This is a genomic window from Nonomuraea sp. ZG12 (genome assembly GCF_052068115.1).
GTDB lineage: Bacteria > Actinomycetota > Actinomycetes > Streptosporangiales > Streptosporangiaceae > Nonomuraea.
On record NZ_JBQHCW010000006.1, the window covers coordinates 232,225 to 257,579 of the forward strand.

25 protein-coding genes are annotated in these 25,355 nt (G+C 69.8%); 17 read left to right on the forward strand and 8 right to left on the reverse strand.

What is annotated here, in order from left to right; genetic code table 11:
• Nucleotides 1-16 precede the first annotated feature (16 nt).
• Nucleotides 17-1,750, forward strand: coding sequence for an MtrAB system histidine kinase MtrB (gene mtrB / locus ACTMTF_RS19685; protein ID WP_397008528.1), 1,734 nt, complete (start codon nucleotides 17-19; stop codon nucleotides 1,748-1,750).
• Complete coding sequence (locus ACTMTF_RS19690) at nucleotides 1,737-3,497, forward strand: LpqB family beta-propeller domain-containing protein (RefSeq protein ID WP_441111981.1); 1,761 nt, start codon at nucleotides 1,737-1,739, stop codon at nucleotides 3,495-3,497. The genes mtrB and ACTMTF_RS19690 overlap by 14 nt, the downstream gene beginning before the upstream one ends.
• Before the next feature lie 10 nt (nucleotides 3,498-3,507).
• Here the strand turns inward: ACTMTF_RS19690 and ACTMTF_RS19695 are convergent, their stop codons facing one another.
• Nucleotides 3,508-4,416 carry an MBL fold metallo-hydrolase gene (locus ACTMTF_RS19695; protein ID WP_441111982.1) on the reverse strand — a complete coding sequence of 303 codons (909 nt, stop codon included), beginning with the start codon at nucleotides 4,414-4,416 and terminating at the stop codon, nucleotides 3,508-3,510.
• On the opposite strand from ACTMTF_RS19695, the gene ACTMTF_RS19700 reads away from it, so the two are divergent.
• The 4 genes from ACTMTF_RS19700 to ACTMTF_RS19715 all read left to right on the forward strand — a co-directional run bounded on the left by ACTMTF_RS19700 (nucleotide 4,403) and on the right by ACTMTF_RS19715 (nucleotide 7,383).
• On the forward strand, nucleotides 4,403-5,074 hold the full coding sequence (locus tag ACTMTF_RS19700) for a ComF family protein (RefSeq protein ID WP_441111983.1): 672 nt from the start codon (nucleotides 4,403-4,405) through the stop codon (nucleotides 5,072-5,074). The genes ACTMTF_RS19695 and ACTMTF_RS19700 overlap by 14 nt on opposite strands.
• Nucleotides 5,075-5,703: 629 nt before the next feature.
• The gene (hpf, locus tag ACTMTF_RS19705) at nucleotides 5,704-6,369 is read left to right on the forward strand and encodes a ribosome hibernation-promoting factor, HPF/YfiA family (RefSeq protein WP_397008534.1); all 666 of its coding nucleotides are present in this window, start codon (nucleotides 5,704-5,706) and stop codon (nucleotides 6,367-6,369) included.
• 224 nt (nucleotides 6,370-6,593) lie between these two features.
• Nucleotides 6,594-7,241: a response regulator gene (locus ACTMTF_RS19710; RefSeq protein ID WP_225276997.1), complete on the forward strand. Its 648-nt coding sequence runs from the start codon at nucleotides 6,594-6,596 to the stop codon at nucleotides 7,239-7,241.
• Nucleotides 7,242-7,245: 4 nt separating this feature from the next.
• Nucleotides 7,246-7,383 (forward strand): hypothetical protein, encoded by a 138-nt coding sequence (locus ACTMTF_RS19715; protein ID WP_441111984.1) that lies wholly within the window; start codon nucleotides 7,246-7,248, stop codon nucleotides 7,381-7,383.
• Between the two features lie 154 nt (nucleotides 7,384-7,537).
• Here ACTMTF_RS19715 and ACTMTF_RS19720 read toward each other — a convergent pair whose 3' ends face one another.
• Nucleotides 7,538-8,749 (reverse strand): winged helix-turn-helix domain-containing protein, encoded by a 1,212-nt coding sequence (locus ACTMTF_RS19720; RefSeq protein ID WP_441111985.1) that lies wholly within the window; start codon nucleotides 8,747-8,749, stop codon nucleotides 7,538-7,540.
• Between the two features lie 274 nt (nucleotides 8,750-9,023).
• A complete protein-coding gene (locus ACTMTF_RS19725; protein WP_397008538.1) occupies nucleotides 9,024-9,284 on the reverse strand; it encodes an HGxxPAAW family protein in 261 nt (86 codons plus the stop codon).
• A gap of 226 nt (nucleotides 9,285-9,510) precedes the next feature.
• On the opposite strand from ACTMTF_RS19725, the gene secA reads away from it, so the two are divergent.
• Complete coding sequence (secA, locus tag ACTMTF_RS19730; RefSeq protein ID WP_441111986.1) at nucleotides 9,511-12,300, forward strand: preprotein translocase subunit SecA; 2,790 nt, start codon at nucleotides 9,511-9,513, stop codon at nucleotides 12,298-12,300.
• A gap of 145 nt (nucleotides 12,301-12,445) precedes the next feature.
• On the opposite strand, the gene ACTMTF_RS19735 is transcribed toward secA, so the two are convergent.
• From ACTMTF_RS19735 to ACTMTF_RS19750, 4 genes are all read right to left on the reverse strand, one after another.
• Nucleotides 12,446-12,880 (reverse strand): Rv3235 family protein, encoded by a 435-nt coding sequence (locus ACTMTF_RS19735; protein ID WP_441111987.1) that lies wholly within the window; start codon nucleotides 12,878-12,880, stop codon nucleotides 12,446-12,448.
• Nucleotides 12,881-13,118: 238 nt separating this feature from the next.
• Nucleotides 13,119-14,381 (reverse strand): PTS transporter subunit EIIC, encoded by a 1,263-nt coding sequence (locus ACTMTF_RS19740; RefSeq protein ID WP_441111988.1) that lies wholly within the window; start codon nucleotides 14,379-14,381, stop codon nucleotides 13,119-13,121.
• Between the two features lie 102 nt (nucleotides 14,382-14,483).
• Nucleotides 14,484-15,806 carry a PTS transporter subunit EIIC gene (locus ACTMTF_RS19745; protein WP_441111989.1) on the reverse strand — a complete coding sequence of 441 codons (1,323 nt, stop codon included), beginning with the start codon at nucleotides 15,804-15,806 and terminating at the stop codon, nucleotides 14,484-14,486.
• Between the two features lie 24 nt (nucleotides 15,807-15,830).
• Nucleotides 15,831-16,571, reverse strand: coding sequence for a GntR family transcriptional regulator (locus ACTMTF_RS19750; RefSeq protein ID WP_397008548.1), 741 nt, complete (start codon nucleotides 16,569-16,571; stop codon nucleotides 15,831-15,833).
• 133 nt (nucleotides 16,572-16,704) lie between these two features.
• Between ACTMTF_RS19750 and ACTMTF_RS19755 the strand changes: the two genes are divergently transcribed.
• The 6 genes from ACTMTF_RS19755 to nagZ all read left to right on the forward strand — a co-directional run bounded on the left by ACTMTF_RS19755 (nucleotide 16,705) and on the right by nagZ (nucleotide 21,778).
• On the forward strand, nucleotides 16,705-17,727 hold the full coding sequence (locus tag ACTMTF_RS19755) for an SIS domain-containing protein (RefSeq protein WP_397008841.1): 1,023 nt from the start codon (nucleotides 16,705-16,707) through the stop codon (nucleotides 17,725-17,727).
• A gap of 50 nt (nucleotides 17,728-17,777) precedes the next feature.
• On the forward strand, nucleotides 17,778-18,014 hold the full coding sequence (locus ACTMTF_RS19760) for a glucose PTS transporter subunit EIIB (RefSeq protein WP_441111990.1): 237 nt from the start codon (nucleotides 17,778-17,780) through the stop codon (nucleotides 18,012-18,014).
• A gap of 11 nt (nucleotides 18,015-18,025) precedes the next feature.
• Nucleotides 18,026-18,472, forward strand: coding sequence for a PTS glucose transporter subunit IIA (locus tag ACTMTF_RS19765; protein ID WP_397008552.1), 447 nt, complete (start codon nucleotides 18,026-18,028; stop codon nucleotides 18,470-18,472).
• Between the two features lie 43 nt (nucleotides 18,473-18,515).
• Nucleotides 18,516-18,776 carry an HPr family phosphocarrier protein gene (locus ACTMTF_RS19770; protein WP_397008554.1) on the forward strand — a complete coding sequence of 87 codons (261 nt, stop codon included), beginning with the start codon at nucleotides 18,516-18,518 and terminating at the stop codon, nucleotides 18,774-18,776.
• Nucleotides 18,773-20,452 (forward strand): phosphoenolpyruvate--protein phosphotransferase, encoded by a 1,680-nt coding sequence (gene ptsP, locus ACTMTF_RS19775; protein ID WP_441111991.1) that lies wholly within the window; start codon nucleotides 18,773-18,775, stop codon nucleotides 20,450-20,452. Before ACTMTF_RS19770 ends, ptsP begins: the two co-directional genes overlap by 4 nt.
• 66 nt (nucleotides 20,453-20,518) lie before the next feature.
• Nucleotides 20,519-21,778 carry a beta-N-acetylhexosaminidase gene (gene nagZ / locus ACTMTF_RS19780; protein WP_441111992.1) on the forward strand — a complete coding sequence of 420 codons (1,260 nt, stop codon included), beginning with the start codon at nucleotides 20,519-20,521 and terminating at the stop codon, nucleotides 21,776-21,778.
• A gap of 7 nt (nucleotides 21,779-21,785) precedes the next feature.
• Here nagZ and ACTMTF_RS19785 read toward each other — a convergent pair whose 3' ends face one another.
• On the reverse strand, nucleotides 21,786-22,580 hold the full coding sequence (locus ACTMTF_RS19785) for a F0F1 ATP synthase subunit A (RefSeq protein ID WP_441111993.1): 795 nt from the start codon (nucleotides 22,578-22,580) through the stop codon (nucleotides 21,786-21,788).
• A 140-nt stretch (nucleotides 22,581-22,720) separates the two neighbouring features.
• On the opposite strand from ACTMTF_RS19785, the gene ACTMTF_RS19790 reads away from it, so the two are divergent.
• From ACTMTF_RS19790 to ACTMTF_RS19805, 4 genes are all read left to right on the forward strand, one after another.
• On the forward strand, nucleotides 22,721-23,365 hold the full coding sequence (locus ACTMTF_RS19790) for an HAD family hydrolase (protein ID WP_441111994.1): 645 nt from the start codon (nucleotides 22,721-22,723) through the stop codon (nucleotides 23,363-23,365).
• Nucleotides 23,366-23,396: 31 nt separating this feature from the next.
• The gene (locus ACTMTF_RS19795) at nucleotides 23,397-23,897 is read left to right on the forward strand and encodes a DUF6912 family protein (RefSeq protein WP_441111995.1); all 501 of its coding nucleotides are present in this window, start codon (nucleotides 23,397-23,399) and stop codon (nucleotides 23,895-23,897) included.
• 30 nt (nucleotides 23,898-23,927) lie between these two features.
• A complete protein-coding gene (locus ACTMTF_RS19800; protein ID WP_441111996.1) occupies nucleotides 23,928-24,554 on the forward strand; it encodes an HAD family hydrolase in 627 nt (208 codons plus the stop codon).
• A gap of 70 nt (nucleotides 24,555-24,624) precedes the next feature.
• Nucleotides 24,625-25,344 carry an HAD family hydrolase gene (locus tag ACTMTF_RS19805; RefSeq protein ID WP_441112143.1) on the forward strand — a complete coding sequence of 240 codons (720 nt, stop codon included), beginning with the start codon at nucleotides 24,625-24,627 and terminating at the stop codon, nucleotides 25,342-25,344.
• Nucleotides 25,345-25,355 lie beyond the last annotated feature (11 nt).

Genomic DNA, 25,355 nt, shown 5'->3' on the forward strand with positions numbered 1-25,355 from the left:
TGCGCGCCTGTCTGCCATGCCCCCGACCAGGACCAGGCGCCCACGCCGCCGGACACTCCGCCAGATACTCGGCGGAGCCCGACGGCGGGCCCGGCGTGCGGTGGGCAGGGTACGACGCGTCTGGCGGCGCTCGCTCCAGCTCCAGGTCGTCACCAGCACCCTGGTGATCTCGGTGATCGTCGTGGTCGTGCTGGGCGCCTTCCTGTCGGATCAGATCAACAACTCGGTCATCGAAGGCCGCCAGCAGTCCGCCGCCAGCGACGCCTCCGCCGACCGGCTGAGGATCGCCGACGCCCTCAACCGCGAGCAGGACGACCAGGCCAAGCCCGCCGACGCCAAGAACGTGCCGGCCAACCCGCTCGACGAGGTGATGGATGCCATCATCGGGGCCGGCGGCGACGGCTCCCGGACGCGCTACGAAGTGCTGATACTCAACCGGGCCGAGCCCGGCCAGTCCCGCGCCTCGGGCAACGTCACGCCCCGCGACGTCCCTCCGGCGTTGCAGCAGATGCTCAGGCGGCAGGCCGAGAAGTTCATCGACCGGCCACACCGCTCCACCCAGCCGATCCGCTTCGCCGGCGAGAGCCAGCCCACGCAGACGCTCGTGATCGGCGCCATGGTCAACCTCACCGACGGCTACGAGGTCTACCACTTCTTCCCGATCAGCGACGAGGAGCAGATGCTCTCGAACGTCCGGCTGGCCATCGTGGTCGTCGGCTTCGGGCTCGTCCTCCTGCTCGCCGCCATCGCCTACCTGGTCACCCGCCAGGTCGTCAGCCCGGTGCGGCTGGCCAGGCAGGCCGCCGAGCGCCTGGCCGCCGGCAAGCTCGACGAACGGCTGAAGGTGCGCGGCGAGGACGACCTGGCCCGCCTGGCGACCTCGTTCAACGAGATGGCCGTCAACCTAGCGCTCAAGATCCACCAGCTCGAAGAGCTCTCCCAGGTCCAACGGCAGTTCGTCTCCGACGTCTCACACGAGCTGCGCACCCCGCTGACCACCGTCCGGATGGCCGCCGACCTGCTGTACGACGCCCGCGAGGACTTCGATCCGATGGCCTCACGCTCGGCGGAGCTCATGCAGGCCCAGCTCGAACGCTTCGAGTCGATGCTCGCCGACCTGCTGGAGATCAGCCGCTACGACGCCGGCGCCGCCGACCTCGACCTCGACTCCGTCGACGTACGCGACGTGGTGCTGCGCGCGATCGCCGACTCCGAGGCGCTGGCCGAGCGCCACAGCACCCGCTTCGAGCTCAGGCTGCCCAACGAGCCGTGCATGGCCGAGATCGACAACCGCCGGGTGGAGCGCGTCCTGCGCAACCTGCTGTTCAACGCCATCGAGCACGGCGAGGGCCGCGACATCGTGGTGACCGTCGGCGCCGACAGGGACGCCGTAGCCGTGGCCGTGCGCGACCACGGCATCGGTCTCAAGGGCGGCGAGGAGACCCTGGTGTTCGACCGGTTCTGGCGCGCCGACCCGTCGCGGGCCAGGACCATCGGCGGCACCGGGCTCGGCCTGGCCATCTCCCGCGAGGACGCAACCCTGCACGGCGGCTGGCTGCAGGCGTGGGGCCAGCCGGGGGAGGGCTCGCAGTTCCGGCTGACGCTGCCCAGGCGGGCGGGCGTCGACCTGAAGGGCTCGCCGCTGTCGCTGGTGCCGCCCGAGATCGAGATGCGCCGCACCTGGCGGGGCCAGATGACGCCGGTGCTGCTGCCCGCCACCGGCGACGGGGGCGGCCATGACCTCGGCTAGCCGGCTCGCCGCCGCCCTCGCCTTCGTGACCGCCGCGCTCCTGGGCGGATCGGGCTGCGCGGTGATCCCCGTGGGCGGCCCGTTCCCGGTGGACGAGGCGGGCAGCGGCGACTCGGTGACCGTGCCGTTCCAGCGCATGGTCGCCGTCGAGCCCAAGAAGGAGTGGAGCGCGCAGCAGGTCGTGGAGGGCCTGCAGGCCGCCATGGCCGCCTACGGCGACGACCCCAGCATCCTGCCGAAGTATCTGACGGAGGAGGCCCGCCGGGTCTGGAAGCCCGACGGCGCCGTGACCGTGATCGACAACTCCTTCCGGTTCGACGACATCGTCGAGAACAAGGAGAAGAAGGAGACCATCGTCACGATCCTCGGCACCAAGATCGCCCAGATCAACGAGGACGACACGTACGTCCCCGTCGACCCCGCCGAGGACAGCAAGGTCACCAGGGCGATCACCCTGGTGAGGGACGCCGGCGGCGCCTTCCGCGTCAACCTCCTCCCGCAGGGCCTCCTGCTGACCGACGCGGACGTGCGGCGCGCGTACCGGCCGACGAACCTCTACTACCTGAACGGCACCTCTGCCGGCGACCGCGACCCCGACCGGCTGGTGGCCGACCGCGTGCGGCTGCGCATCAAGCCGACGGAGAGCTTCGCCCAGACCGTCGTCGAACGCCTCATCGAAGGCCCGACCAGCGCTCTGCAGGGCGCCGTCGGCAACGAGTTCCCCGACAAGGCGCGGGTCCGGTCCATCAGGTCCAGCGAGGACCGCGTCGTCATCAACCTGGCCGGCCCGTTCACCGGCGACACCTTCGTCGACGGCCTCAAGGCCCAGCTCAGAGCCAGCCTGAGCTACAACAAACTGGCCAGCGGGCGCACCCTTGAGGTGCAGCTCGACGGCGAGCCGTTCTCCGTGTCCGGCCCGCTCGTCATCGAGCCCAGCCTGCCCGAGAGGTGGCTCGGCAGCGAGGACAACCAGGTCTTCTACACCAGCGAGGGCGCCGTCCACATGCTGCGCGGTGACGGCGAGGGCGAGCCGCTCGCCGGCCCCGCCGGCCAGCCCGGCGGCGTCTACTCCGGCTTCGCCATCTCCAAGGACCGCGACCGCGTCGCCGCCAAATCCACCGCCGGCGGCATCTGGGTCACCAGGCACGCCGCCGAAGCCCGCTGGCAGGAGTCCATCCCCGGCACGGAGCTGACGGATCCCTCCTGGCACCGCGACGGCACCCTGTGGACCTTCGACCGGCAGAACGGGCAGGTGCTCCGCTCCCACCCGGTCGTCAGCAGAGGCCCCGAGCACGTCGCCGCCCCCGCCCTGCAGGGCATGGACGTCACCTCACTGCGGATGGCCCGCGACGGCGTACGCGTCGCCGTCCGGATCGGCACCGGCCAGGTCCAGGTCGGCGCCCTGGCGGGCGGCGGCGCCGGCGCCATGCTGAGCAACTTCCACCTGCTCACCATGGCCGAGCGGGACGACGAGATCCTCGACATCGCCTGGGGCGACGGAGACCACCTGCTGGTGCTCGTACAGACCAAGGCGGGCCAGGTGGTGAAGGAGATCAACGTCGGCGACGGCGAGACCACCCAGCTCCCGACCACCAGCAAGCGCCTGGCGAGCCTGGCCGCCGTGGGCGAGATCATCCTCGCCACCACGGAGGACGGCAAGGAGATCCTCGAGTTCGCCCGCGACAAGCAGACCTGGACCCCCAAACCGGCCACCGCCGTGAACGACCCCCTCTTCCCCCTGGGCTGACGCGCCGTTCTCAGGAACGGCGTGCGTCGACGAACGGCCTGGTCAGGTGCGCGGTCGCCAGCGTGGCATCGCGCCGCCCGGCGTCCCCGAGCAGCTGCCGGCGGGTCTCGGCGGCCACCGCCTGATCGGCCTCCAGGGCGTACCCGACCTCCGGGCTGACCAGTTGCACGGCGTGCACCAGCACGTCGCCGGTGATCACCAGGTGCCGGCCAGGGCCGTCGACGAGGACCGACTGGTGCCCCACGGTGTGCCCCGGCGTCGGGATCGCGGTGAGCCGGCTACCCCTCGCGGCGGCCAGCCGCACCTCGCCGGATATCTCGCGGAGCTGCCCCGTCCGTTGCAGCGGGACGATCAGGTAGTCGCGCATCGGGCTGGTCTCCGAGAGCCGCGCCACCTCCGTCCCCTGAACGACGTGGTGCGCGTTCGGGAACATCGGCACCCCGTCCGTGCTCACCGACCAGCCCATGTGATCCTCGTGGACATGGGTCAGCACCACGAGGTCGACGTCCGCCACGTCGATGTGGGCGGTGGCGAGCAGCTCCGGCAGGTTCCCCGGAGCGGCCCCTGAGGACGTACAGGCACCTCCGTGTTCCCTACGGCCGGAACCTGCCCCGGACGCGCGTACGCGTGCCCAGGCAGCCGTCGCCTGTCTGGGGCCGCGTGCCAGGGCGCTTGTCCGGGACGACTGCGAACGCGCTGCCCGGCACCCGCCGCCCGCTCGGGTGACATGGCCGCTGTGGGTGCGGTTGGGGCGGTCGGCTGGGTGGCGCGAGGTTGGGGTGGGTCGGTGACGGAAGGCGCGTCGTTGGAAGGGCGGATGGGGGACTGCAGGGGCGGTTAGCCGGCTGCCTGGGGTGGTGACTGGCCGCCGGTGGGTTGTCGGAGTTGGGCGGCATGCTGGCGGCGTGTGGAACGCCATGGTGAGTCTTCTGGTGCCGCAGGCCTGTCTGGGGTGCGGCGGCCCCGGTGTGCGGTTGTGCGATGGGTGTCTGGGGCGGGTCGCCGCCGCTCCGGGGCGCCGGATGCCGTCGCCCTGCCCGCAGGGGTTGCCCGAATGCTGGTCCGCCGCGCCGTACACGGGGGTGGTGCGTGCGGCGATCGTCGCCTACAAGGAGCGTGGGGAGGCGGCGCTGGGCGCGGTGCTGGCGGATGTGCTGGCCTTCACCGCGGTCTCGGCCGTGCGGGCGGGGCGGGTGCGGGGGCCGTTCGCGGTGGTGCCGGTGCCGAGTGCTCGGCGGTCCGTCCGGGGGAGGGGGCACGATCCGGTGGGCGGGCTGGCGGCGCTGGCCGTACGGCGGCTGACGGCTTGCGGGGTGGAGGCGCGGGTGTGGCCGGTGCTGCGGCAGGTGCGGAAGGTGGCGGACCAGGCGGGGCTGAGATCCACGGAGCGGGCCGCGAACCTCGCCGCCTCACTCGGGGTGCGGGACGGCGCCGGGGAGCCACCAGGGGCGTCTGTGTTGCTTCTGGACGACATCGTCACCACGGGCAGCACCCTGGCCGAAGCGGCCAGGGCGCTGCGGGCGGCGGGGGCGGTGGTGCCGCTGGCCGTAACCGTCGCGGCGACACGCCGAAAATAGCGGCGACGATTACGGTGACGGTCCGTAAAGAAAGATCCAAGTCTGCGGTACGCGTAACTCGGTACGGGTCCGTGACCCGGTCGGCGCAGGGGCGCAGCTCAGCGGTCAGATGTCGCAGGGGTGTACGTGATGCCGCCCGGCTGTGCGGGGCCTCGGCACAGCCGCAACAGTGAGACAAAATCACAGAAAGTGATCCTTTGGGCGATCCTCCGGCTGACATTCGCCGCCGATCCGGATAGCGTCTGAACATGGCACCCGTTCGGGTCCGTGGTTGCGCAGAGCCGGGGCTCCCGGCTCTGCTAGCCGATGCCAGTCGCAGGCGAAACGGTCCACGTAAGGCGACTCTTTGTCGACCGATCACGGTGCGGCTTAGGGGTAAGTCCTGCCTCCCCGAGGGTCCAGATGTCCCTCGTCAGGAGAGAAGGGCAGTAGTGGCAACAGAGCCGCGAAATCCTCAGCAGGCGGATGTGGGGTCGAAGACCAGGTCGGCCGGGCGGGTGCCGCCAGAGTTCCCGGTGACTACACGTCGGAAGAGGGTAACGGTGACAGGAAGGCAGACAGAAGACCCCGCCCGACAGGCACGTCGTCGGGCGCTCTTTCTCAGTCGTTAGACGAAGGGGGGCTGTTGCATGGACATCATCGTCAAGGGCCGGCACACCGGAGTTAGTGATCGGTTCCGAGACCACGTGACGACCAAGCTGGCCAGGATCGAGCGTCTGGACAACAAACTCATCCGAGTCGATGTGGAGGTGTCGAAGGAGCGTAACCCGCGCCTCGCCGACCAGCGTGAGCGCGTCGAGCTCACCATTCACTCTCGAGGACCCGCCATCCGTGCGGAGGCCTCCGCCGACGACCGGTTCGGTGCCCTCGACCTTGCCCTCGACAAGCTGGAAGGGCGCCTGCGCAGGCTCGCCGACCGGCGCAAGGTCCACCACGGCAACCACGGTCAGCCGTCCATGGCAGAGATCACCGCGATGCCCGACCTGGCCGAGGCCCCGCCCCCGCAGCCGGCCACCGTCGCCCCCTCGCAGGCAGAGCCCGAAGAGGACGAGCTGCCGGACACCGAGCCCTACGACGACGACATCGTTCCCATCGAGATGGAGGGCGACGGCCCGCTCATCGTCCGGGAGAAGTATCACCGAGCGGAACCCATGACCATCGACCAGGCCCTCCTCGAGATGGAGCTGGTCGGCCACGACTTCTACCTGTTCCGTGACAAGGAGAGCGGCCAGCCATGTGTGGTCTACAACCGGCGCGGCTATAACTATGGCGTATTGCGGCTCGTAGAGCCCTAATCATCCGCCATAAAGATCTTCTCGACCACCCGAGGACCGTGGCATACGTGCCATCATGGCGGTTCAACGGCTCTGGCCCCCCGACGAGGAGGAGACGTGAGCGAGCTCAGTCAGGCGAAGGTGAGCGAGCGAAGCGAGGACACAGCTGTCGCGAGGTGGATCAGGGAGGCTTCGTGACGGAGTCCGTCGACGCGCGCCCGCCAGGTGGCGAGCCGATCCGCGTGATGATCGTTGACGATCACGAGCTGATCAGGCGGAGCCTGGCGCTGGCGTTGGCCGCAGAGCCCGACATCGAAGTGGTCGGTGAAGCGAGCGACGGGCAGGAGGCGGTCGAACTGGCCGACCGCCTCATGCCCGACGTGGCACTGATGGACGTGCGGATGCCCAGGCAGGACGGCATCGAGGCGACCAAGGGCATCAAGGCGTCGGTGCCCAGCACCAGGATCATCATGCTGACGGTGAGTGACGAGGAGGAGGACCTCTTCGAGGCCATCAAGGCCGGCGCCACCGGCTATCTGCTCAAGGACGTGCAGATCAACGACGTCCCGGCGGCGGTTCGTGGCGTGCACGAAGGACAGTCGTTAATCAACCCGGCCATGGCGGCCAAGCTCATCAGCGAGTTCGCCAACATGAGCCGGAAAGAGAGCGAACGTCCCCCGCAATTGCCGGTCCCGCGCCTGACGGAGCGCGAGATGGAGGTCCTGCGTCTGGTGGCCAAGGGCATGAACAACCGCGAGATCGCCAAGCAGCTGTTCATCTCCGAGAACACCGTCAAGAACCACGTCCGCAACATCCTGGACAAGCTGCAGCTGCACTCGCGGATGGAAGCCGTCGTCTACGCCGTACGCGAACGCATGCTGGAGATCACCTGAGCCGATGCCGGAGCTGCCGCTCTCCACGAGCGCGGCGGCACCGGTCTCGGCCGCTGGAGCCACCTCCCATGGAGATACCGCCGACCCCCGCAACGGCCAGCGCGGCCAGCAAGCGCTGACCCAGATCCCCGATCTCATCTGACGCGTGCCGTGCCCGCTTCGCGCGTGGCGCGAAAGGGTGGGTTTCCGCGTGCCGTCGTTGCTCCTGGCTTGGGTCTCCAGCGGTTGCCCGACGGTGGGGGCGGCATCGCCAGGCCGCTGGTGCGATCGGGGCCGACGTCTGGGACGGAGTGGGCTCAGGCGGCCGGGCCGGTCAGGAGTTTCGCGAGCTCCGGTGGGTCGGTGCGTTCGACTCGGACGATGTCGCAGCCGACCCACTCGGCGGCGCTCCACAGGGCCTCGCGCAGCGCGTCCACCCACTTGGCGCTCGTTAAGCCTGGCTCCAGGCTGAGCTGTCTGGCCACCAGGGTGGTGCCTTCGCGGGCCGGGTCGATGCGGCCGATCAGGCGGCCACCGGCCAGCACCGGCATGGTGAAGTAGCCGTGCACCCGCTTGTGCTTGGGGACGTACAGCTCAAGCTGGTAGTTGAAGCCGAAGACGCGCTCGGTGCGGCCGCGGTGCCAGATCAGCGAGTCGAACGGCGAGACCAGCGTCGTGCGGTGGCGTCCGCGCGGCTCCGACTCCAGCGCCGCGGGGTCGGCCCACGCGTTGGCGGCGGTCGCGCCCCGGGGGATGGGCCAGCCCGAGACCTGGACCGGGACCAGGCCGGTGGCCCCGCTGAGGAGGGCCTCGTCGAGGACGGCGGTGGAGCCGCCACGGAGCCGGAGGAAGTCGATCAGGTCGGACCTGGTGGCCACGCCCAGCGAACGGCCCGCGATGGCGGCCAGCCGTACGATGCACTCCTCGTCGGAGAGGTCCTGTGCCAGGAGGTCGGCGGGGACCACGCGCTCGGCCAGATCGTAGGTCCGGCGCCAGCCGACGCGGCGGGAGCAGACCACCTCCCCGATGTCGAGCAGCCACTCCAGGCCGATCTTGGAGTCCGACCAGTCCCACCAGGGGCCGCCGTTCTTGGCGCCGCCGACGTCGGAGGTGGTGAGCGGGCCGGCGTCGCGGACCTGCTCCAGCAGCTTGTCGACGCTGTCGGGCACCTCGTGCCAGCGGAAGCGGCGCTCGCGGTAGGCGCGCCGCCTGAACGCGTAGAGGGGCCAGTGCTCGATCGGCAGGATGCAGGCGGCGTGGCACCAGTATTCGAAGCTCTGGGCGGGGGCGTCCCAATAGGCCCGCTCGATGGTGGGCCTGCCCACCGCGCCGAGGCGGGCGTAGGCGACCAGTTCGTGGGAGCGGGCCAGCACCGAGATGGTGTCGAGCTGCACCGCGCCCAGCCTGCGGAGCATCGCGCGCACGCCGCCCCGGCGCGCGTCCGCGCCGACGAACCCTTGGGCGCGCAGGATGACCCTGCGCGCCTCGTCGGCTGTCAGGTCGGTCAGGGACTCGGTACGGCGAAGCATGCCGGAATGCTAACGGCGGGCACCGACAAGAACGGGACCGGCCGGAACGGACCGACAAGAACGGGACCGACAAGAACAGGGCATCGGTGCCGGCGAGCGCCGCGCTACCCGGCAGTTCGACCCTGACCTGGCAGGAAGCAGACGCACGCCGGAGGGTGTCTCTCGACTCCAGGACGCGTGCTGGGACGGTCGGCGGCGCTGCGCGGGACGCGTCCGGTGAGGCGGGGTGGCCGGGGCGGCTCGGGGGCTGCCCCGACCTGGGCCGCCTGTCAGGTCAGCGGTGGTCTTCGGCGCGCATGCCCACGCGGGGCGCGTCGATGACGACGTCCGTGAAGATGTCGAACACCAGGGCGAGGATCCCTCCCACCACGAAGAGACCGACGCCGATCCAGACGACGGTCCAGTTGGCGGCGGTGAGCCCGAAGCCGCCGACGACGGTCCCGACCAGCATCACCGTCACCGCGAGCCACGAAGACGCGCGGCCGCCGTGGCTGCCGAGATGCTCGGTCTGTTCCGTCTTCTGCCCCTCAACCATGGCAAATCCTTCCCTTCGCCGGAGATTCCGCTTATCGGTGCGAACCGGCTGTCAACTGGCATAACCTCTGCCTTTAGCCATTCTCCCAGACGCGTCCCACGCCCTTGTCGTCACGGTGGCTGTGTCTGGCTGCAGAACCGCCTACGATGGCATGCGGGGAAGTTTTGTCTCGGCCTCTCCTCCTGGCGGCGCCGCCGGGGTAGACCTGCGAGGAGCTTTACATAAAGTGGCAGCCATTCTCGACAAGATCCTACGTGCCGGCGAGGGCAAGATCCTGCGCAAGCTCAAGCGGATCGCAGACCAGGTCAACTCCATTGAGGACGACTTCACGAGCCTGTCCGACGCGGAGTTGCGCGCCCTGACGGACGAATTCAAGCAGCGTCTCGCCGATGGTGAGTCGCTCGACGATCTGCTTCCCGAGGCGTTCGCGACCGTGCGCGAGGCGGCCCGCCGCGTGCTCGGCCAGCGGCACTTCGACGTGCAGATCATGGGCGGCGCCAACCTTCACATGGGCAACATCTCCGAGATGAAGACCGGTGAGGGCAAGACCCTGACCTGTACGCTCCCCGCCTATCTCAACGCGCTGGCCGGCAAGGGCGTGCACGTCATCACCGTCAACGACTACCTGGTCAAGGTAGGCGCCGAGAACATGGGCCGCATCTACCGCTTCCTCGGCCTGGAAGTCGGCATGATCCTGTCGGGCCAGCAGCCCGACGAGCGGCGCAAGCAGTACGAAGCCGACATCACGTACGGCACCAACAACGAGTTCGGCTTCGACTACCTCCGCGACAACATGGCCTGGACGCTCGACGAGTGCGTGCAGCGCGGCCACAACTTCGCGATCGTCGACGAGGTCGACTCCATCCTCATCGACGAGGCCCGCACGCCGCTGATCATCTCCGGCCCCGGCGAGCAGTCCGGCAAGTGGTACCAAGAGTTCGCCAAGATCGTCCCCCGCCTCCGCAGGGGCGTCGAGGCGAAGAACCCCGGCGAGGAGAGCACCGGCGACTACATCGTCGACGAGAAGAAGCGCACCGTCGGCATCCTGGAGACCGGCGTCGAGAAGGTCGAGGACTGGCTCGGCATCGACAACCTCTACAAGCCGGAGCACACCCACCTGGTCGGCTTCCTCAACAACGCTCTCAAGGCCAAGGAGCTGTTCAAGAAGGACAAGGACTACATCGTCACCGAGGGCGAGGTCCTCATCGTCGACGAGTTCACCGGCCGCATCCTGCACGGCAGGCGCTACAACGAGGGCATGCACCAGGCCATCGAGGCCAAAGAGGGCGTGAAGATCAAGGACGAGAACCAGACTCTCGCCACGATCACCCTGCAGAACTACTTCCGCCTCTACGAGAAGCTGTCCGGCATGACCGGTACGGCCGTCACCGAGGCCGCCGAGTTCCAGCAGACGTACAAGCTCGGTGTGGTGCCGATCCCGACCAACCGCCCGATGGTCCGCAAGGACCAGGCCGACGTCGTGTACAAGACGGAGGACGCCAAGTTCAACGCGGTGGTCGACGACATCAAGCAGCGCCACGAGCTCGGCCAGCCGGTCCTCGTCGGCACCACCTCGGTCGAGAAGTCGGAGCGGCTGTCCAAGGCGCTCAAGCGCCGGGGCGTCCCGCACGAGGTGCTCAACGCCAAGAACAACGCGCGTGAGGCTTCGATCGTCGCCGAGGCGGGCCGTAAGGGCGCCGTCACCGTCGCCACCAACATGGCCGGTCGTGGCACCGACATCATGCTGGGCGGCAACGTCGAGTTCCGCGCCGACCACGAGCTGCGCCAGCGCGGCCTGGACCCGCTCGAGACTCCGGAGGAGTACGAGAAGGCCTGGCCCGAGGCTCTGGAAAAGGCCAAGGCCGCGGTCAAGAACGAGCACGACGAGGTCACCGAGATCGGCGGCCTCTACGTCCTCGGCACCGAGCGCCACGAGTCCCGCCGCATCGACAACCAGCTCCGCGGCCGTTCCGGCCGTCAGGGCGACCCGGGCGAGTCGCGCTTCTACCTCTCGCTCGGCGACGACCTGATGCGCCTGTTCAACTCGGCCAGGGTCGAGATGATCATGACGCGGCTCAGCATCCCCGACGACCAGCCCATCGAGTCGGGCATCGTCTCCAAGGCCATCGCCTCCGCCCAGCACCAGGTCGAGGTACAGAACTTCGAGATCCGCAAGGAAGTTCTCAAGTACGACGAGGTGATGAACCGCCAGCGCAAGGTGATCTACGCCGAGCGTCTGCGGGTGCTGGAGGGCGCCGACCTGCACGAGCAGGTGCAGGGCTTCATCGGTGAGGTCATCGTCGGCTACGTCGCGGGCGCCACGTCCGAGGGCTTCGCCGAGGAGTGGGACCTGGAGAAGCTGTGGAAGGCCTTCGCCGGGCTCTACCCGATCACGGTCCGGCTGGAGGACCTCGTCGAGGAGGTCGGCGGCCGGGAGAACCTCAGCTCCGAGATCATCACCGAGCGGGTCAAGCAGGACGCGCTGGAGGCCTACGCCAAGCGTGAGGAGGAGTGGGGCGCCGACGCGACCCGCGACCTGGAGCGCCGGGTCATCCTGTCGGTTCTCGACCGTAAGTGGCGCGAGCACCTCTACGAGATGGACTATCTGCGCGAGGGCATCGGCATGCGGGCCTACGCGCAGAAGGACCCGCAGATCGAATACCAGCGTGAGGGCTTCGAGATGTTCGCCGCGATGCTCGAGGGCATCAAGGAGGACTCGGTCGGCTTCCTGTTCAACCTCGAGGTCGAGGTTCAGCAGAACCCGATCGTCGAAGAGGCGGAGGATCCGATGATGTCGGAGACCCGCTCCATCATTGCCCGCGGCCTGCGTGGCCCCGAGCGTCCGGCCGAGCTCGAGTACACCGCGCCGGGCGAGCAGGGCGACGTCGAGCACACCAGGGTCAGCAACTCGGCCCAGCGCGCCGCCTACGGCAATGTCGAGCGCAACGCGCCGTGTCCTTGTGGCTCGGGCAAGAAGTACAAGCGCTGCCACGGCGACCCGAAGAACGCCGCTTGATCGCATTCATTACGGCCCCCGCTCCGCTCGGAGCGGGGCCGTCGTGTGTTTTTGATCAGCTTTTTATGATCAAAAACAAAAGAAGGATTCATACGGTACGGCCAGGGACGGATCTTTTACGGCGCGGTGAAGTTCCCCGGAGTGCTCAGGCGGTTTCGAAGTCCGTGCAGAGCCATTGGACGCCGCGTCGTTCGAGGCGGATCGCCAGCACGTGGCTGCGTGGGTCGCAGTGCACCAGCAGGCACATCTCGATGGCCCCGTCGCGGGGCTCCTTGATGTGCGGGGCGCCGGCGAACGGCGGGCGGCGACTGTCGATCATCCGGCCCGCTTTCACCAGCTCCCGGTAGGCCCGCTCGGTGAGCCGGTCGGCGACGGTCTCGGGTGGCCGCCTGCCGGCGAGCACCTCGGCCAGCGCCTGCCCGAGGTGGCGCAGCTTGCGTTCGTCGGGCACGGCGCCGGGCGGCCCCCACACCAGGGGCCGTGGATCCAGTGCCAGTGATCCGTCGACCTCAGGCGCTCTGCCGTCGTACGGCGAGGCGGGGACGGGGGTGAGGCCGATGCGGGGAAGCGACGATGACATTGGTGGTCCTCCAGATGTCACGGGGGATGCGGGATCAGTACAAGGAGTTTCCGGTCCTGGCCCCAGATACGTCGGCCGCCAACTTCCGTCGGAAGCCGCCCTGGTTTGCGGCTCCTGGCGTAGAAGATCACCACGAGTTGGAGCGGCCGGGACGTGGTCGTGCGCCGTTCCGGGCGGAAGGCGTTCGCACAGGTCACGGCCCCAAATATTTTCGGTCCGGCGAGAATGGGGACAGTGGTCAGGTCTCTTGGGGTTCGCGGCCGGGCGTGGTCAGGTCGAGGCGGCGGATCAGGAAGGCGAAGATGACGTAGTACAGCACCGCGTAGACCAGCCCGGTGATGATGATCAGATCCAGGCGGTGCGTGTTGGACTTGCCCGCGTTGATGAGCAGGTCGATGGCGCCGCCGGAGAAGGTGAAGCCGAGGCGGGCGCCGAGTTCGGCCATGAGAGCCATCGACACCCCCGTGAGGACCGCGTGCACGGCGAACAGGACCGGGGCGACGAAGATGAACGCGAACTCCAGCGGCTCGGTGATGCCGGTGACGAACGAGGTGAGCCCGGCCGACAGCATGATGCCGCCGACCGCAGTGCGGCGGTTCGGCGGGGCGGCCCGCCACATGGCGACGGCGGCCCCGAGCAGCCCGAACATCATCACAGGGAAGAACCCGGTCATGAAGATGCCGGCGCCCTGCTCCCCGGCGAAGTAGCAGTTCAGGTCCCCGGAGGCGTCCCTGATGGCGCCCTCCACCCCGGCGCGGCACTCGGGGAGGGTGAACCAGACGATGGTGTTGAGCACGTGGTGCAGGCCGATGGGGATGAGCAGCCGGTTGGCCACGCCGTAGATGCCCGCGCCCACGGTGCCGTGGACCGACAGCCAGTCGCCTGCGCTGGCCAGCCAGTCGGCGACGGGCCGCCACAGCAGCCCGAACAGGACGCCGAGCAGCAGGGCGGCGACGGCGGTGATGATCGGCACGAAGCGGCGGCCGCCGAAGAAGGCCAGCCAGGACGGCAGCTTGACGCGGTAGAAGCGCTCCCAGAGCAGCGCGGCGGTGATTCCGATGAGGATGCCGCCGAGGACGCCGGTGGGGTTCTGCGCGCCCAGGTTCAGGGTGGCGCCGTCCTCGGTGGCCAGGGCCACCCGGTCGTAGACGGCGCCGCCGCCCGCCTCGAAGAACAGGGTCTTGGTGACGCGGTCGAAGACGAGGTAGCCGGTCAGGGCGGCCAGGGCCGTGGAGCCGTCGGCCTTGCGGGCGAAGCCGATCGCGACGCCGATGGCGAACAGGATCGGCAGGTTGTCGAAGAGGGCGCCACCCGCCGCGGCCAGCACCTGGGCGACCGGCAGCAGCCACGGCCACAGACCGCCGAGCCCGTCCGCGCCGAGCATGTCGGGCTGGCCGAAGCGGAACAGCAGCCCGGCCGCGGGCAGGACGGCGATGGGCATCATGAGCGAGCGGCCGACGCGCTGCAGCACCGCGAAGGCCGAAGCGCCCGTGCTGGTCATGAAACCCCCCGCAGCTCACGGGGGTCGGTCGGTTCCTACCACGGCCGGACCGGCGGAAAACGGGCCGGAGTCCGCGTGGCTCGCCGGAAGTCCGTGAACGGGCTACGGGGCGCGCGGCTCGCCGGAGTCCACGTCGGCTTCGGGCTCGCGGCCGGGGGTCATGATGTTCATCCTACGGATCAGGAAGCTGAACACCACGTAGTAGACGGCCCCGTAGATCAGGCCGATGAGCAGGATGCCGGGGAGGTTCTGGGTGTTGGACTTGCTGGCGTTGAGCAGCATGTCGAGCAGGCCCGCGGAGAAGCCGAAGCCGAGCTGGCCGCCGATCAGCGTGGTGAGCGCCATGGCCAGCCCGGTGAGCACGGCGTGCACGACCAGCAGCACCGGCGCGACGAAGATGAACGCGAACTCGATCGGCTCGGTGATCCCGGTGACGAACGAGGCCAGCGCCGCCGACAGCATGATGCCGCCCACGGCGGCGCGCCGGTGAGCAGGCGCCGCCCGCCACATGGCCAGGGCGGCGGCCGGCAGCGCGAACATCATGATGGGGAAGAACCCGGCCATGAACTGGCCGGACTCCGGTGCGCCGCCGAAGTAGCAGTTCCAGTCGCCGCCCAGGACCCGGCCGCCGACCTCGCACTGCGGCACGACGTGCCAGACGATGGAGTTGACGAAGTGGTGCAGGCCGAGGGGGATGAGCAGCCGGTTGATCAGCCCGTAGAGGCCGGTGCCGAGCGGGCCGAGTGTGGTGAGGGCCTCGCCGGCCTGCCCGATCCACTCGCCGAGCGTGGGCCAGATCCAGCCGACGAGCACGCCGAGGACGAGCGCCGCGAAGGCGGTGACGATGGGCACGAACCTGCGCCCGCCGAAGAACGCCAGCCAGGAGGGCAGCTTGATCCGGTGGAAGCGCTGCCACAGCAGGGCGGCGACGAGCCCCATCATGATGCCGCCGAGCACCTTGGTGGGGTTCTGCATGCCGTAGTTGATGATCTCGACGATGCCCTGGTCCCGGGCCTCCTCGATGACGACCGTGTCCCTGATGGCCGAGCCGAAGAACATCACCTTGGTCACCCGGTCGAAGACCAGGTAGCCGACGACGGCGGCGAGCGCGGTGGTGCCGTCGGACTTGCGGGCGAAGCCGATGGCCACGCCCACGGCGAAGAGCAGGGGTAAGTTCTCGAACAGCGCGGCTCCGGCGGCGGCCAGCACCTCGGCGACCTGGTTCATCCAGGCCAGGCCGGACACGTCGGCGAGCCCGCCGGGTTCGGCGCCGTTGGAGCCGAGCATGTCGGGCTGGCCGAAGCGGAGCAGCAGCGCGGCCGCGGGGAGGGCGGCGATGGGCAGCATGAGTGAGCGGCCGAGCCGCTGGAGCACGTTCATCAGGCGTGAGAACGGCGAAGGCCGGGCGGCGGTGGTGTCGTTCACCGGGCGTTCCTCCGGGTCGGGCCCTCAACCCCGTCTTGCGGGCATTTCCAGAATGGTGCGCAGCTGGTAGCGGTCGGCGCGGTAGGTGGACACGCCGAGCTCGGCGCAGATGCCACCGGAGAAGGATCTGCGCTGCAGCAGCAGCACGGCTCCGCCGCGAGGGAGTTTGAGCAGGTCGGCGTCGCTCGGGTCGGCGATGCCGCCGTCGATGGTGAGCTCGCCCGCGTCCATGACGAGCCCGTAACGGCTCTCCAGCAGCTCGTACAGCGACCTGCCGGACAGGTCGTGCTCGGCCAGGTCGGGGGCGAGTTTGACCGGGATGTGCGCCCGCTCGATCGACAGCGGCTCGCCGTCGGCGGTGCGCAGGCGCTCGATGAAGTGCACTTCCTCGCCCGGCTGGATGCCGAGCTCCTTGGCCAGGTGGGCGCTGGCGCGCACGGTCCGTCTGTCGAGGTCGCGCGAGCCGGGTGCCATGCCGCGGGCGCGCATGTCGTCGGTGAAGGAGGTGAGCTGCAGCGCCAGCTCGATCTTGGGCCGGGCGACGAAGGTGCCCTTGCCCGGCACCCGGTGCAGCCGGCCTTCGGACACCAGGTGGTCGACGGCCTGCCGGACGGTCATCCGGGACAGGGCGAAGCGCTGGCAGAGCTCACGTTCGGACGGGATGGCCGCGCCGATGCTGAGTTCGTCGCTGTCGATGAGGTCGAGCAGGATCTCGCGGAGCTGGAAGTACTTGGGCACCGGGCTGTCCGGATCGATGTGCGCCACGGATCCTCCCCTCGATCTGACCTGGGCCATAGGTTATGGTTCGTACTGGTCTAGTCCGGACTAGACCACATGTCGCAAAACAGGGTCAAGTCCGTACGGACAAACTGCAAGGGATGAGCACCAGATGACCAAGATGCGCAGCGAGATCGCCGAGCAGCCGCAGGCGCTGCGGGCCACACTGGACTCCCTGCTTCCCCGGATCGACGAGGTGCGGGCGCTGGGCCGGCAGACTCGCCAACTGCTGTTCATCGCACGCGGTACGTCCGACAACGCCGCAGTCTACGGCCGCTACCTGGTCGAAGCGCACGCCGGACGGCTGTCGGCGCTCGCCGCGCCGTCCATCGCGACCACCTACAAGCGCAAGCTCGACCTCGATGGCGTCCTGGCCGTCGCCATCTCCCAGTCCGGCCGTACCGAAGAGATCGTGGAGACGCTGGCCTGGGCGCGTGACTGCGGGGCCAGGACGGTGGGCGTCACCAACGGCGGCGCGGACAGCCCGCTCGCGCAGGTCGCGGACCTGGCGCTGTGCACGGTCGCGGGCGAGGAGGAGGCCGTCCCCGCCACCAAGACGTACACCACGCAGCTGGCCGCGCTGGCGGTCCTGGCGCTGGGGCTGGGCGCCGAGGTGGACCGGGACGACCTGCTCCGGGTGCCGGAGGCGGTGGAGAAGCTGGTCGCCGAGCCGGGCGACCTGGAGGCGGTCGTGGAGGGCCTGGCCGACAAGCACGGCGTGGTCGTGTCGGGCCGCGGGCTGGCCTTCTCCAGCGCGCTGGAGACCGCGCTCAAGCTCAAGGAGGCCTGCTACCTGCACGCCATGGGCCTGTCGTACGCCGACCTGCTGCACGGCCCGATCGCCGTGGTCGACGCCGACACCCCGGCGCTGCTCGTCGCGGCCGAGAACAGCCCGACGCTGCAGGGCACGGTCGCGCTGGCCGAGCGGGTCGTCGCGGCGGGCGCGCAGGCGTTCACTATCGGCGGCGGCGACGCCCTGGCGCGGGCGGGCACGGCGGCGCTCAACGGCCCGGACCTGCCCGAGTGGGTGGCGCCGATGGGGCTCATCGTCCCCGCGCAGCTGCTCACCGAGGCGCTCGCCAGGAGGCTCGGCATCGACCCCGACTCGCCGCGCGGGCTCAACAAGGTGACCCAGACCGACTGATCACGCAGCGTCGTTTAGCCTGGTCGCAGAGCCATGACGAGGAGGGCCCGATGGCGGCCGACGTGAATGCGATCATCGCCGGACTCGGCGGTGCGGACAACATCATCGATATCGAGCCCTGCATCACCCGCCTGCGCACGGAGGTCGAGGACGCCTCCAAGGTCGACCAGGCCGCGCTCAAGGCGGCGGGCGCGCACGGCGTGATGGCGGCGGGCAACGTGGTGCAGGTCGTCGTGGGGCCGGAGGCGGACACCATCGCCAGCGACATCGAGGACATCATCGGCTAGAGGGCGAGACCATGACGACTGTTCTCGCCCCGGTCGAGGGGGCGGCCGTGGGTCTGGCGGCGGTGCCGGACCCCGTCTTCTCGGCAGGCATGGTGGGGCCGGGAACGGCGATCGACCCGGTGCGGGGGCCGCTCACGGCCGTCGCCCCCATAGCTGGAAAAATCATGAAGCTACATCCGCACGCGTACGTCATCGTAGGAGACGACGGCAAGGGCGTCCTGGTGCATCTGGGGATCGACACGGTCCAGCTCAAGGGCCAGGGTTTCGAGCTGCTGGCGGCCGAGGGCGACAGGGTCGGCGCGGGTCAGCCCGTCGTGGCCTGGGATCCGGCCGCGATCGAGACCGGCGGGCGATCCCCCGTCTGCCCGGTGGTCGCCCTTGACGCCGTGGCGGGGGCGGTGACCGGCGTGGCGCTGGGTACGGTGCACGCCGGTGACGAGCTCTTCCAATGGGCGTGAAACGGTATGACCGGTCTGGACCGGCACGAGGAAGGGAGATTTCATGGGCGAGCGTAAGGCGACCGTGGCGGCGGAGGTGGGGTTGCACGCCCGGCCCGCGGCCACGTTCGTGCAGACTGCCATGAAGGCGCCGATGGAGATCAGCGTGGCCAAGATGGGCGGCGGTGATCCCGTCAACGGCAAGAGCATCCTGCAGATCATGGCGCTGGACGTTCGCCAGGGCGAGACCATCGTCATCAAGGCTGAGGGCGAGGGCGCCGAAGAGGTCCTCGACCAGCTCGCGAGCATAGCCGCGACGCCATGAACCTGCGGGGGGTAGGGGTCAGCCCGGGCATCGGGCACGGACCCGCCTACATCCTGACGACTCGTGTGCCCGAACCCCCCGAGGGCGCCACATACACGGGCGAATCCGATCAGGAGAAGGAACGCGCGGTCTCGGCGCTGGCGCAGGTGGCCGGCGAGCTGGAGTCGCGCGGAGACCGTGCGGGCGGCGAAGCCGGGGAGATCCTCAAGGCGCAGGCGCTGATGGCCGAGGACCCCGGCCTGGTCGTGAAGATCAGGTCCTGCGTCGAGCAGGGCCTGGCCGCCGAACGGGCCGTCTACGAGTCGTTCGGCAAGTACCGCGAGGTGCTGGCCGGGCTCGGCGGCTATCTGGGCGAACGGGCCGCCGACCTGAACGACATCAGGGACCGGGTGATCGCCGTGCTCACCGGTCAGGTGATGCCCGGCCTGCCCGCCCCGGGCCCCGAGCCGTACGTGCTGGTCGCGCACGACCTCGCGCCCGCCGACACCGCGCTGCTGTCCCGGGAGACCGTGGCGGCCTTCGTCACCGAGGAGGGCGGGCCCACCAGCCACACGGCCATCATGGCCAGGGCGCTCGGCGTGCCCGCCGTGGTGGCCTGCGCGGGCGCGACCGCCCTCCAGGCGGGCGTGCGGGTGCTGGTCGACGGCACCTCGGGAGAGGTACGGGCGCAGCCGACGGAGTCGGACGTGGCCCAGGCCGAGAACGTGGCCTCCGCCAGGCAGGAGGCCATCGCGCAGGTCCGGGGCCCCGGCAGGACCCGTGACGGCGTCCCGGTGCCGCTGCTGGCGAACGTCGGCGGCCCCGGTGACGTCGAAGCCGCGCTGGAGGCAGGCGCCGAGGGCATCGGCCTCTACCGCACCGAGTTCCTCTATCTCGGCAGAAGGCTGCCCCCGTCCGCCGAGGAGCAGGAGGAGGCGTACCGGGCCGCGCTCGACGCCTTCCCCGGCGGCCCGGTCGTGGTGCGGACGCTGGACGCGGGGGCGGACAAGCCGCTGGCCTTCCTGCCTCCCCCGGCGCCCGAGCCGAACCCGGCGCTCGGCGAGCGCGGCGTGCGCCTGTTCCGCAGGCACCCGGAGGTGATGGAGACGCAGCTCGACGCGCTGGCCACGGCCGCCTCGGGCGCCTCCGGCCGGCTCCAGGTCATGGCCGCGATGGTGGCCACGGCGGAGGAGGCCAGGTGGTTCGCCCGGGCCTGCCGGGCCGCCGACCTGCCGAGCGCGGGCGTGATGATCGAGGTGCCGGCGGCGGCGCTGCGGGCGCCGGACCTGCTCGCCGAGGTGGACTTCGTCTCGATCGGCACCAACGACCTGGCCCAGTACTGCTTCGCCGCCGACCGCGAGCTCGGCGCGCTGAGCGAGCTGCAGGACCGGTGGCAGCCCGCGCTGCTGGACCTGGTCGCCATGAGCGTCTCGGCGGCGCGGGCGGCCGGCAAGCCGTGCGGCGTCTGCGGGGAGGCGGCCGCCGATCCGGCCCTGGCCTGCGTGCTCGCCGGGCTCGGCGCGGCCACGCTGTCGATGAGCCCCGCCGTGCTGCCCGCCACCCGCGCGGCGCTCGCCCAGCACACCATGGAGCAGTGCCGGCTCGCCGCGCAGGCCGCGCGGGAGGCTTCCACGGCGGCGCTGGCCCGCGAGGCGGCCCGCGCCCATCTGCCCGGGCTGGCGCCGCTGGGTCTGTGAAGATTTGGTCATCGACCGGCTCGGGCATGTCCTGGCATCGATACCGTGGGGGGCATGCTTGGACGGATGGGAACCGCGGGCCTCTTGGTGATCGCTCTCGCCGCGTGCAGTGGCAGCGGCGGGGGCGGGTCGGTGAGCGCCGTCCCGCCCGCGTCCAGCCCTGCGCCCACCACCCCGGCGCCCGCCCCCACGCAGGCGGATCCGGTCAAGCGCGCGCTGGCGAAGCTGAGTGTGGAGGAGAAGGTCGGCCAGCTGTTCATGCCCGTCCTGTACGGCACGGCGGCCGACAGCGTGTCAGGCGAGAACCAGGCCCGCTACGGCGTCCAGACCCCGGCCAAGGTGATCGACCGCTACCACCTCGGCGGCGTGATCCTCTTCCCGGCGAACGTCAAGAGCGTCGACCAGGTCGTACGGCTGACCAACGGCATGCAGAAGGCCGCCGGCCTCCCCCTCCTGATCAGCACCGACCAGGAGAACGGCCCGGTGTCGAGGATGTCCGCTCTGATGACCCCCTTCCCCGGCGCCCATCGGATCGGCGCCACCAAGGACGTCAAGGTGTCGCGGGCCGTGGCCAGGGCCACCGGCGAAGAACTGCGCGCCCTCGGCGTCAACCTCGACTTCGCGCCGGTCGCCGACGTCAACATCGACCCGCGCAACCCGGTCATCGGCAAGCGCGCGTTCGGCAACCGGCCGGCCGAGGTGTCCAAGATGGTCGCCGCCGCGGTCAAGGGCTTCGAGGACGCCGGGGTGGCCGCCACGGCCAAGCACTTCCCCGGCCACGGCGACACCCATGTCGACAGCCACACCGGGCTGCCGGTGATCGACCACACCCGGGCCCAGTGGAAGCGGCTGGACGCCCCGCCGTTCAAGGCCGCCATCGGGGCCGGCGTCGACGCGATCATGAGCGCGCACATCGTCTTCCCCAAGCTGGACCCGTCGGGCGACCCGGCGACGCTGTCCAAGCCGATCCTGACCGGACTGCTCCGACAGGAGCTCGGCTTCGACGGCGTGATCTCGACCGACGCGCTCAACATGGCGGGCGTCCGCGAGAAGTACGGCGACGGCGAGGTGGCGGTCCGCGCCGTCCTGGCCGGCGCGGACCTGCTGCTCATGCCGTACGACCTGCGGAAGGCCTACGACGCGGTGCTGTCGGCGGCCAAGTCGGGCCGGATCTCCGAGCGGCGGCTGGACCAGTCGGTGACCCGGCTGCTCACCCTCAAGCAGGCCCGCGGCCTGCTCAACAAGCCGCCCGTCGCCTCGGCGAAGGAGGCGGTCCAGGTGGTCGGCTCGGCCGCCCACCGCAAGCTGGCGGCCAGCGTGCCCTAGCGGTTCTCTAGTGCCCGCCGCGCAGGCCACTGGAGATGTACATCGCCGCCAGCATGGCGAACAGGTAGGCCTGGAGAAACTGGATGAACATCTCGAACGCGGTCAGCAGGATGGTCATCAGCACGCCGAGCACGCCCACGCCCGCGCCCAGCGGGGTGAGCTTCTCGAACAGGAACCAGAAGCCGACCGAGCTGAAGAAGGCCAGGAGCATGTGGCCGGCGAACATGTTCGCGCACAGCCGGATGAAATGCGTGAACAGCGAGCTGATCAGGACCTCGGCGAGGACCAGGGGAGCGTAGAGCCCGTAGGCCCAGCCGGGCAGGCCCGGCAGGTGGACGATGCCCCTGAGATAGCCGAGCACGCCGTGGTGCCTGACGCCCAGATAGACCTTGATCACGTACACGCTGATCGCTATCACGGCGGGGAAGGTGATGTAGGCGGCGAGGGGGAGCTGGATGAAGGGGACGACGCCCATCAGATTCCAGACCAGCACGGTCAGGAAGACGGTGAACAGCAGCCCCATCCACCGGTCGGTGTCCTTGCCGAGGTTGGGCCGGGCGATCTCGTCGCGGACGAACGTGTAGGCGTACTCGCCGATGTTCTGCCAGCGCCGGGGGATGACCGTGGGCCGGGCGAAGGCGGCCCAGCACAGGACGATGACCACGACCGAGCTGAGCAGGGCGATCAGTATGGGCTTGGTGAACCATTCCGGTCCGCCGGCGAAGATCGGCGGGAAGTCGAACAGCTCCATCCCCGGGGCCTGGAAGCGGTCGGGGGAGGTGATCAGGATCGTCGCTCGCACGGCGGTCCTTTCTGGTGAGTTACCTCATGGACGGCCACCTTAAGCAATCGATTGGGCATTCCTTTATAGGGGGTTTATACAGGGTAAATTCCGGCGTGCGACGCTCTACTCTGGAGTACTCGACACACAAGGAGGCAGGCGTGGTCGAAGGCGTGCTGATCGACTGGGGTGGAGTGCTCACCACCAGTCTCTCGGACTCCATCGCGAAGTGGATCATGGCGGACCGGATCGACGGCGACCACTATCGGGAGATCATGCGCGAGCTCATCGACCGCGCCTACGGCGGCGAGGGCGAGAACGCCATCCACGCGCTCGAACGCGGCGAGATCGACGGGGCCACGTTCGAACGGGACCTGGCCGCGCGGCTGCTGACCCTCGACGGGGCGCCGCCGGAGGCCGACGGGCTGCTGGAGCGCATGTTCGCGGGCTTCGACCGGGTCGACGCGATGTACGACATGCTGCGCGAGGTCAGGACCAACGGGGTCAGGACCTGCCTGCTGTCGAACTCGTGGTCCAACACCTACCCCCGCGACGACTGGGACGAGATCTTCGACGCGGTGGTGATCTCCGGCGAGGTCGGCATGCGCAAGCCGGAGCCGCGCATCTTCCAGCACGCACTCGGCCGGATCGGCCTGCCCGGCGAGTCGTGCGTGTTCATCGACGACATCGAGGCAAACATCGTGGCCGCGCGCGGGCTCGGCATCGCCGGGATCCATCACCTCGACGCGGACACGACCATCCTGGAGCTCGAGTCTCTCCTCCGACTGCCGCTGCGCCGGGCATGATAGAGCCCTCGCACGCTGTGAAAGGTTCCTGATGCGCGTCTACCTGCCCTGCACCCTGCCCGAGCTGGCCAGGGCGGTCGAGGCCGGGGAGCTGGGCCCGGCCCCGCTGACCGGCTACGCCGTGACGCCCGCGCTGGTCGAGTGGTACGCCTCGGGTGACACCGAGGAGCTCGAATACGTGGCCCTGACCGAGGCCGCCCGCGCCTCGCTGCGCATGCTGGCCGACGACCCCGCCGCGCCGCCGCGCCGCGTGGTCGTCGCCGCCGAGGTCGCGGACGGCTCGCTGCCCCACAACGGGGCGGACCTGCGGGAGAAGGCACGCGTACGGCTGGCCGAGCCGATCCCGATGACCAAGGTGGCCGCGGTGCACGTCGACGACCTCCGCGCGACGGGCGACGTCAAGGCGGCGGTCGCCGCGCTGCCCGACGCCGACAAGGGGGACGACGACGCCAGCTTCACCGTCGACGGCGCCGAGGCGCATGACCTCTTGTGGTACGCGACACAGGAGATCCCCGACATCCTGGACTCCTGAGGTGCCGCGCGGCACCGTAAACTCGGACCAATGACGAAGCACATCGTGTGGGATTGGAACGGCACCCTCTTCCACGACATCGACGCCGTGGTCGGAGCCACCAACGAGGTCTTCAAGGCGTACGAGCTGGCGCCCATGACAGCGGACGGCTTCCGCGCCGTCTACACCCGGCCCATCTGGGTGGCCTATGAGCGGATGCTCGGCCGCCCGCTGGCCGAAGGGGAGTGGGAGCTGCTCGACACCGGCTTCCACGACGCCTACTTCCGGCTGGCCGCCGAGTGCGCGCTCGCGGCCGACGCCGAGCACGCGCTGACGACGTGGGCGGGCACCCAGTCGCTCTGCTCGATGGCCCCGCACTCCCACTTGGTCCCCAAGGTCGACGCCTTCGGCATCACCCGGCACTTCACCCGGATCGACGGGCTGATCGGGGTGACCGGCGGCGAGAAGGCCGTACACATGGCGGCGCACATCGAGTCCATCGCGGTCCGGCCCCGCGACGTGCTGGTGATCGGCGACAGCGTCGACGACGCAGTGGCGGCGAGCCACGTCGGCGCGCGGGCCGTCCTCTACACCGGCGGTATGTCCACCAGGGCCGAGCTGGAGTCGACCGGCTTCCCGGTGGTCGACACGCTCGCCGAGGCGCTCGAACATGCCTGAATCGGCAGGGCAGGAGCCCCAGGCGGGGTGATGGCCCTACTCTGGCAGAGTTGTCTGTCAGGAGGCTGCCATCAACCGTTTAGTTCTCTGGAACATCGACCTGACGCTGGTCGATGTCGCGATCGTGACCAGGGAGGCCTACGCCGAGGCGTTCCGCGTCGTGACCGGGCGCCCACTGGTCAAGCTGGTCCCGCCGATGGGCCGCCCCGACTCCGAGATCGTCTTCGAGACGCTCGCCGTCAACGGGATCGTCGCCGAGGACGACCACCTGCCCAGGTTCCTCGCCGCGCTGGCCATGGCGTTCGCCGACAGGCGTAAGCGGCTGGCGCAGCAGGGGCGGGCGATGGCCGGGGCCAAGGAGGCGCTCAAGGCCGTGGCCAAGCTCGACGGCGTCACCCAGACGGTGCTCACCGGCACGATCAAGAGCAACGCCGTGCACAAGCTGCGCGCGTTCGGCCTGGACCGCTACATCGACTTCGACCTCGGCGGCTACGGCGAGGAGGTCTACCCCAAGGCGACGCTGCTGCAGGTCGCCCAGGGCCGGGCCAAACAGCGCCTCGGGACCCCGTTCACCCTCGCCAACACCGTGCTGATCGGTGACTCCGCCCGCGACGTACAGACCGCCAGGATCGGCGGGGCCCAGATGATCGCGGTGGCCTCGGGCCGCTCGACCACGGCCGAACTGCACGCGGCCGGCGCCGACCTCGTGCTGCCGGACCTGTCGAACGCCTCCGAGGTGGTCGCCGCGGTGTCCCGCCTCACCACACCCGTGGACCGCAAGGCGGGCTGAGGCGGCGATTC

Bases quoted from the DNA above. Each gene is read 5' to 3' on its own strand.
- ACTMTF_RS19760 (WP_441111990.1), top strand. From the start codon at position 17,778: ATGGCGGCCGACGTGAATGCGATCATCGCCGGACTCGGCGGTGCGGAC.
- ACTMTF_RS19710 (WP_225276997.1), top strand. From the start codon at position 6,594: ATGATCGTTGACGATCACGAGCTGATCAGGCGGAGCCTGGCGCTGGCG.
- nagZ (WP_441111992.1), top strand. From the start codon at position 20,519: ATGGGAACCGCGGGCCTCTTGGTGATCGCTCTCGCCGCGTGCAGTGGC.
- ACTMTF_RS19725 (WP_397008538.1), bottom strand. From the start codon at position 9,284: ATGGTTGAGGGGCAGAAGACGGAACAGACCGAGCATCTCGGCAGCCAC.
- ACTMTF_RS19690 (WP_441111981.1), top strand. From the start codon at position 1,737: ATGACCTCGGCTAGCCGGCTCGCCGCCGCCCTCGCCTTCGTGACCGCC.
- ptsP (WP_441111991.1), top strand. From the start codon at position 18,773: ATGAACCTGCGGGGGGTAGGGGTCAGCCCGGGCATCGGGCACGGACCC.
- ACTMTF_RS19720 (WP_441111985.1), bottom strand. From the start codon at position 8,749: ATGCTTCGCCGTACCGAGTCCCTGACCGACCTGACAGCCGACGAGGCG.
- ACTMTF_RS19755 (WP_397008841.1), top strand. From the start codon at position 16,705: ATGCGCAGCGAGATCGCCGAGCAGCCGCAGGCGCTGCGGGCCACACTG.
- ACTMTF_RS19740 (WP_441111988.1), bottom strand. From the start codon at position 14,381: ATGACCAGCACGGGCGCTTCGGCCTTCGCGGTGCTGCAGCGCGTCGGC.
- mtrB (WP_397008528.1), top strand. From the start codon at position 17: ATGCCCCCGACCAGGACCAGGCGCCCACGCCGCCGGACACTCCGCCAG.
- hpf (WP_397008534.1), top strand. From the start codon at position 5,704: ATGGACATCATCGTCAAGGGCCGGCACACCGGAGTTAGTGATCGGTTC.
- ACTMTF_RS19715 (WP_441111984.1), top strand. From the start codon at position 7,246: ATGCCGGAGCTGCCGCTCTCCACGAGCGCGGCGGCACCGGTCTCGGCC.
- ACTMTF_RS19765 (WP_397008552.1), top strand. From the start codon at position 18,026: ATGACGACTGTTCTCGCCCCGGTCGAGGGGGCGGCCGTGGGTCTGGCG.
- ACTMTF_RS19770 (WP_397008554.1), top strand. From the start codon at position 18,516: ATGGGCGAGCGTAAGGCGACCGTGGCGGCGGAGGTGGGGTTGCACGCC.
- ACTMTF_RS19800 (WP_441111996.1), top strand. From the start codon at position 23,928: ATGACGAAGCACATCGTGTGGGATTGGAACGGCACCCTCTTCCACGAC.
- ACTMTF_RS19695 (WP_441111982.1), bottom strand. From the start codon at position 4,416: ATGGCGTTCCACACGCCGCCAGCATGCCGCCCAACTCCGACAACCCAC.
- ACTMTF_RS19795 (WP_441111995.1), top strand. From the start codon at position 23,397: ATGCGCGTCTACCTGCCCTGCACCCTGCCCGAGCTGGCCAGGGCGGTC.
- ACTMTF_RS19735 (WP_441111987.1), bottom strand. From the start codon at position 12,880: ATGTCATCGTCGCTTCCCCGCATCGGCCTCACCCCCGTCCCCGCCTCG.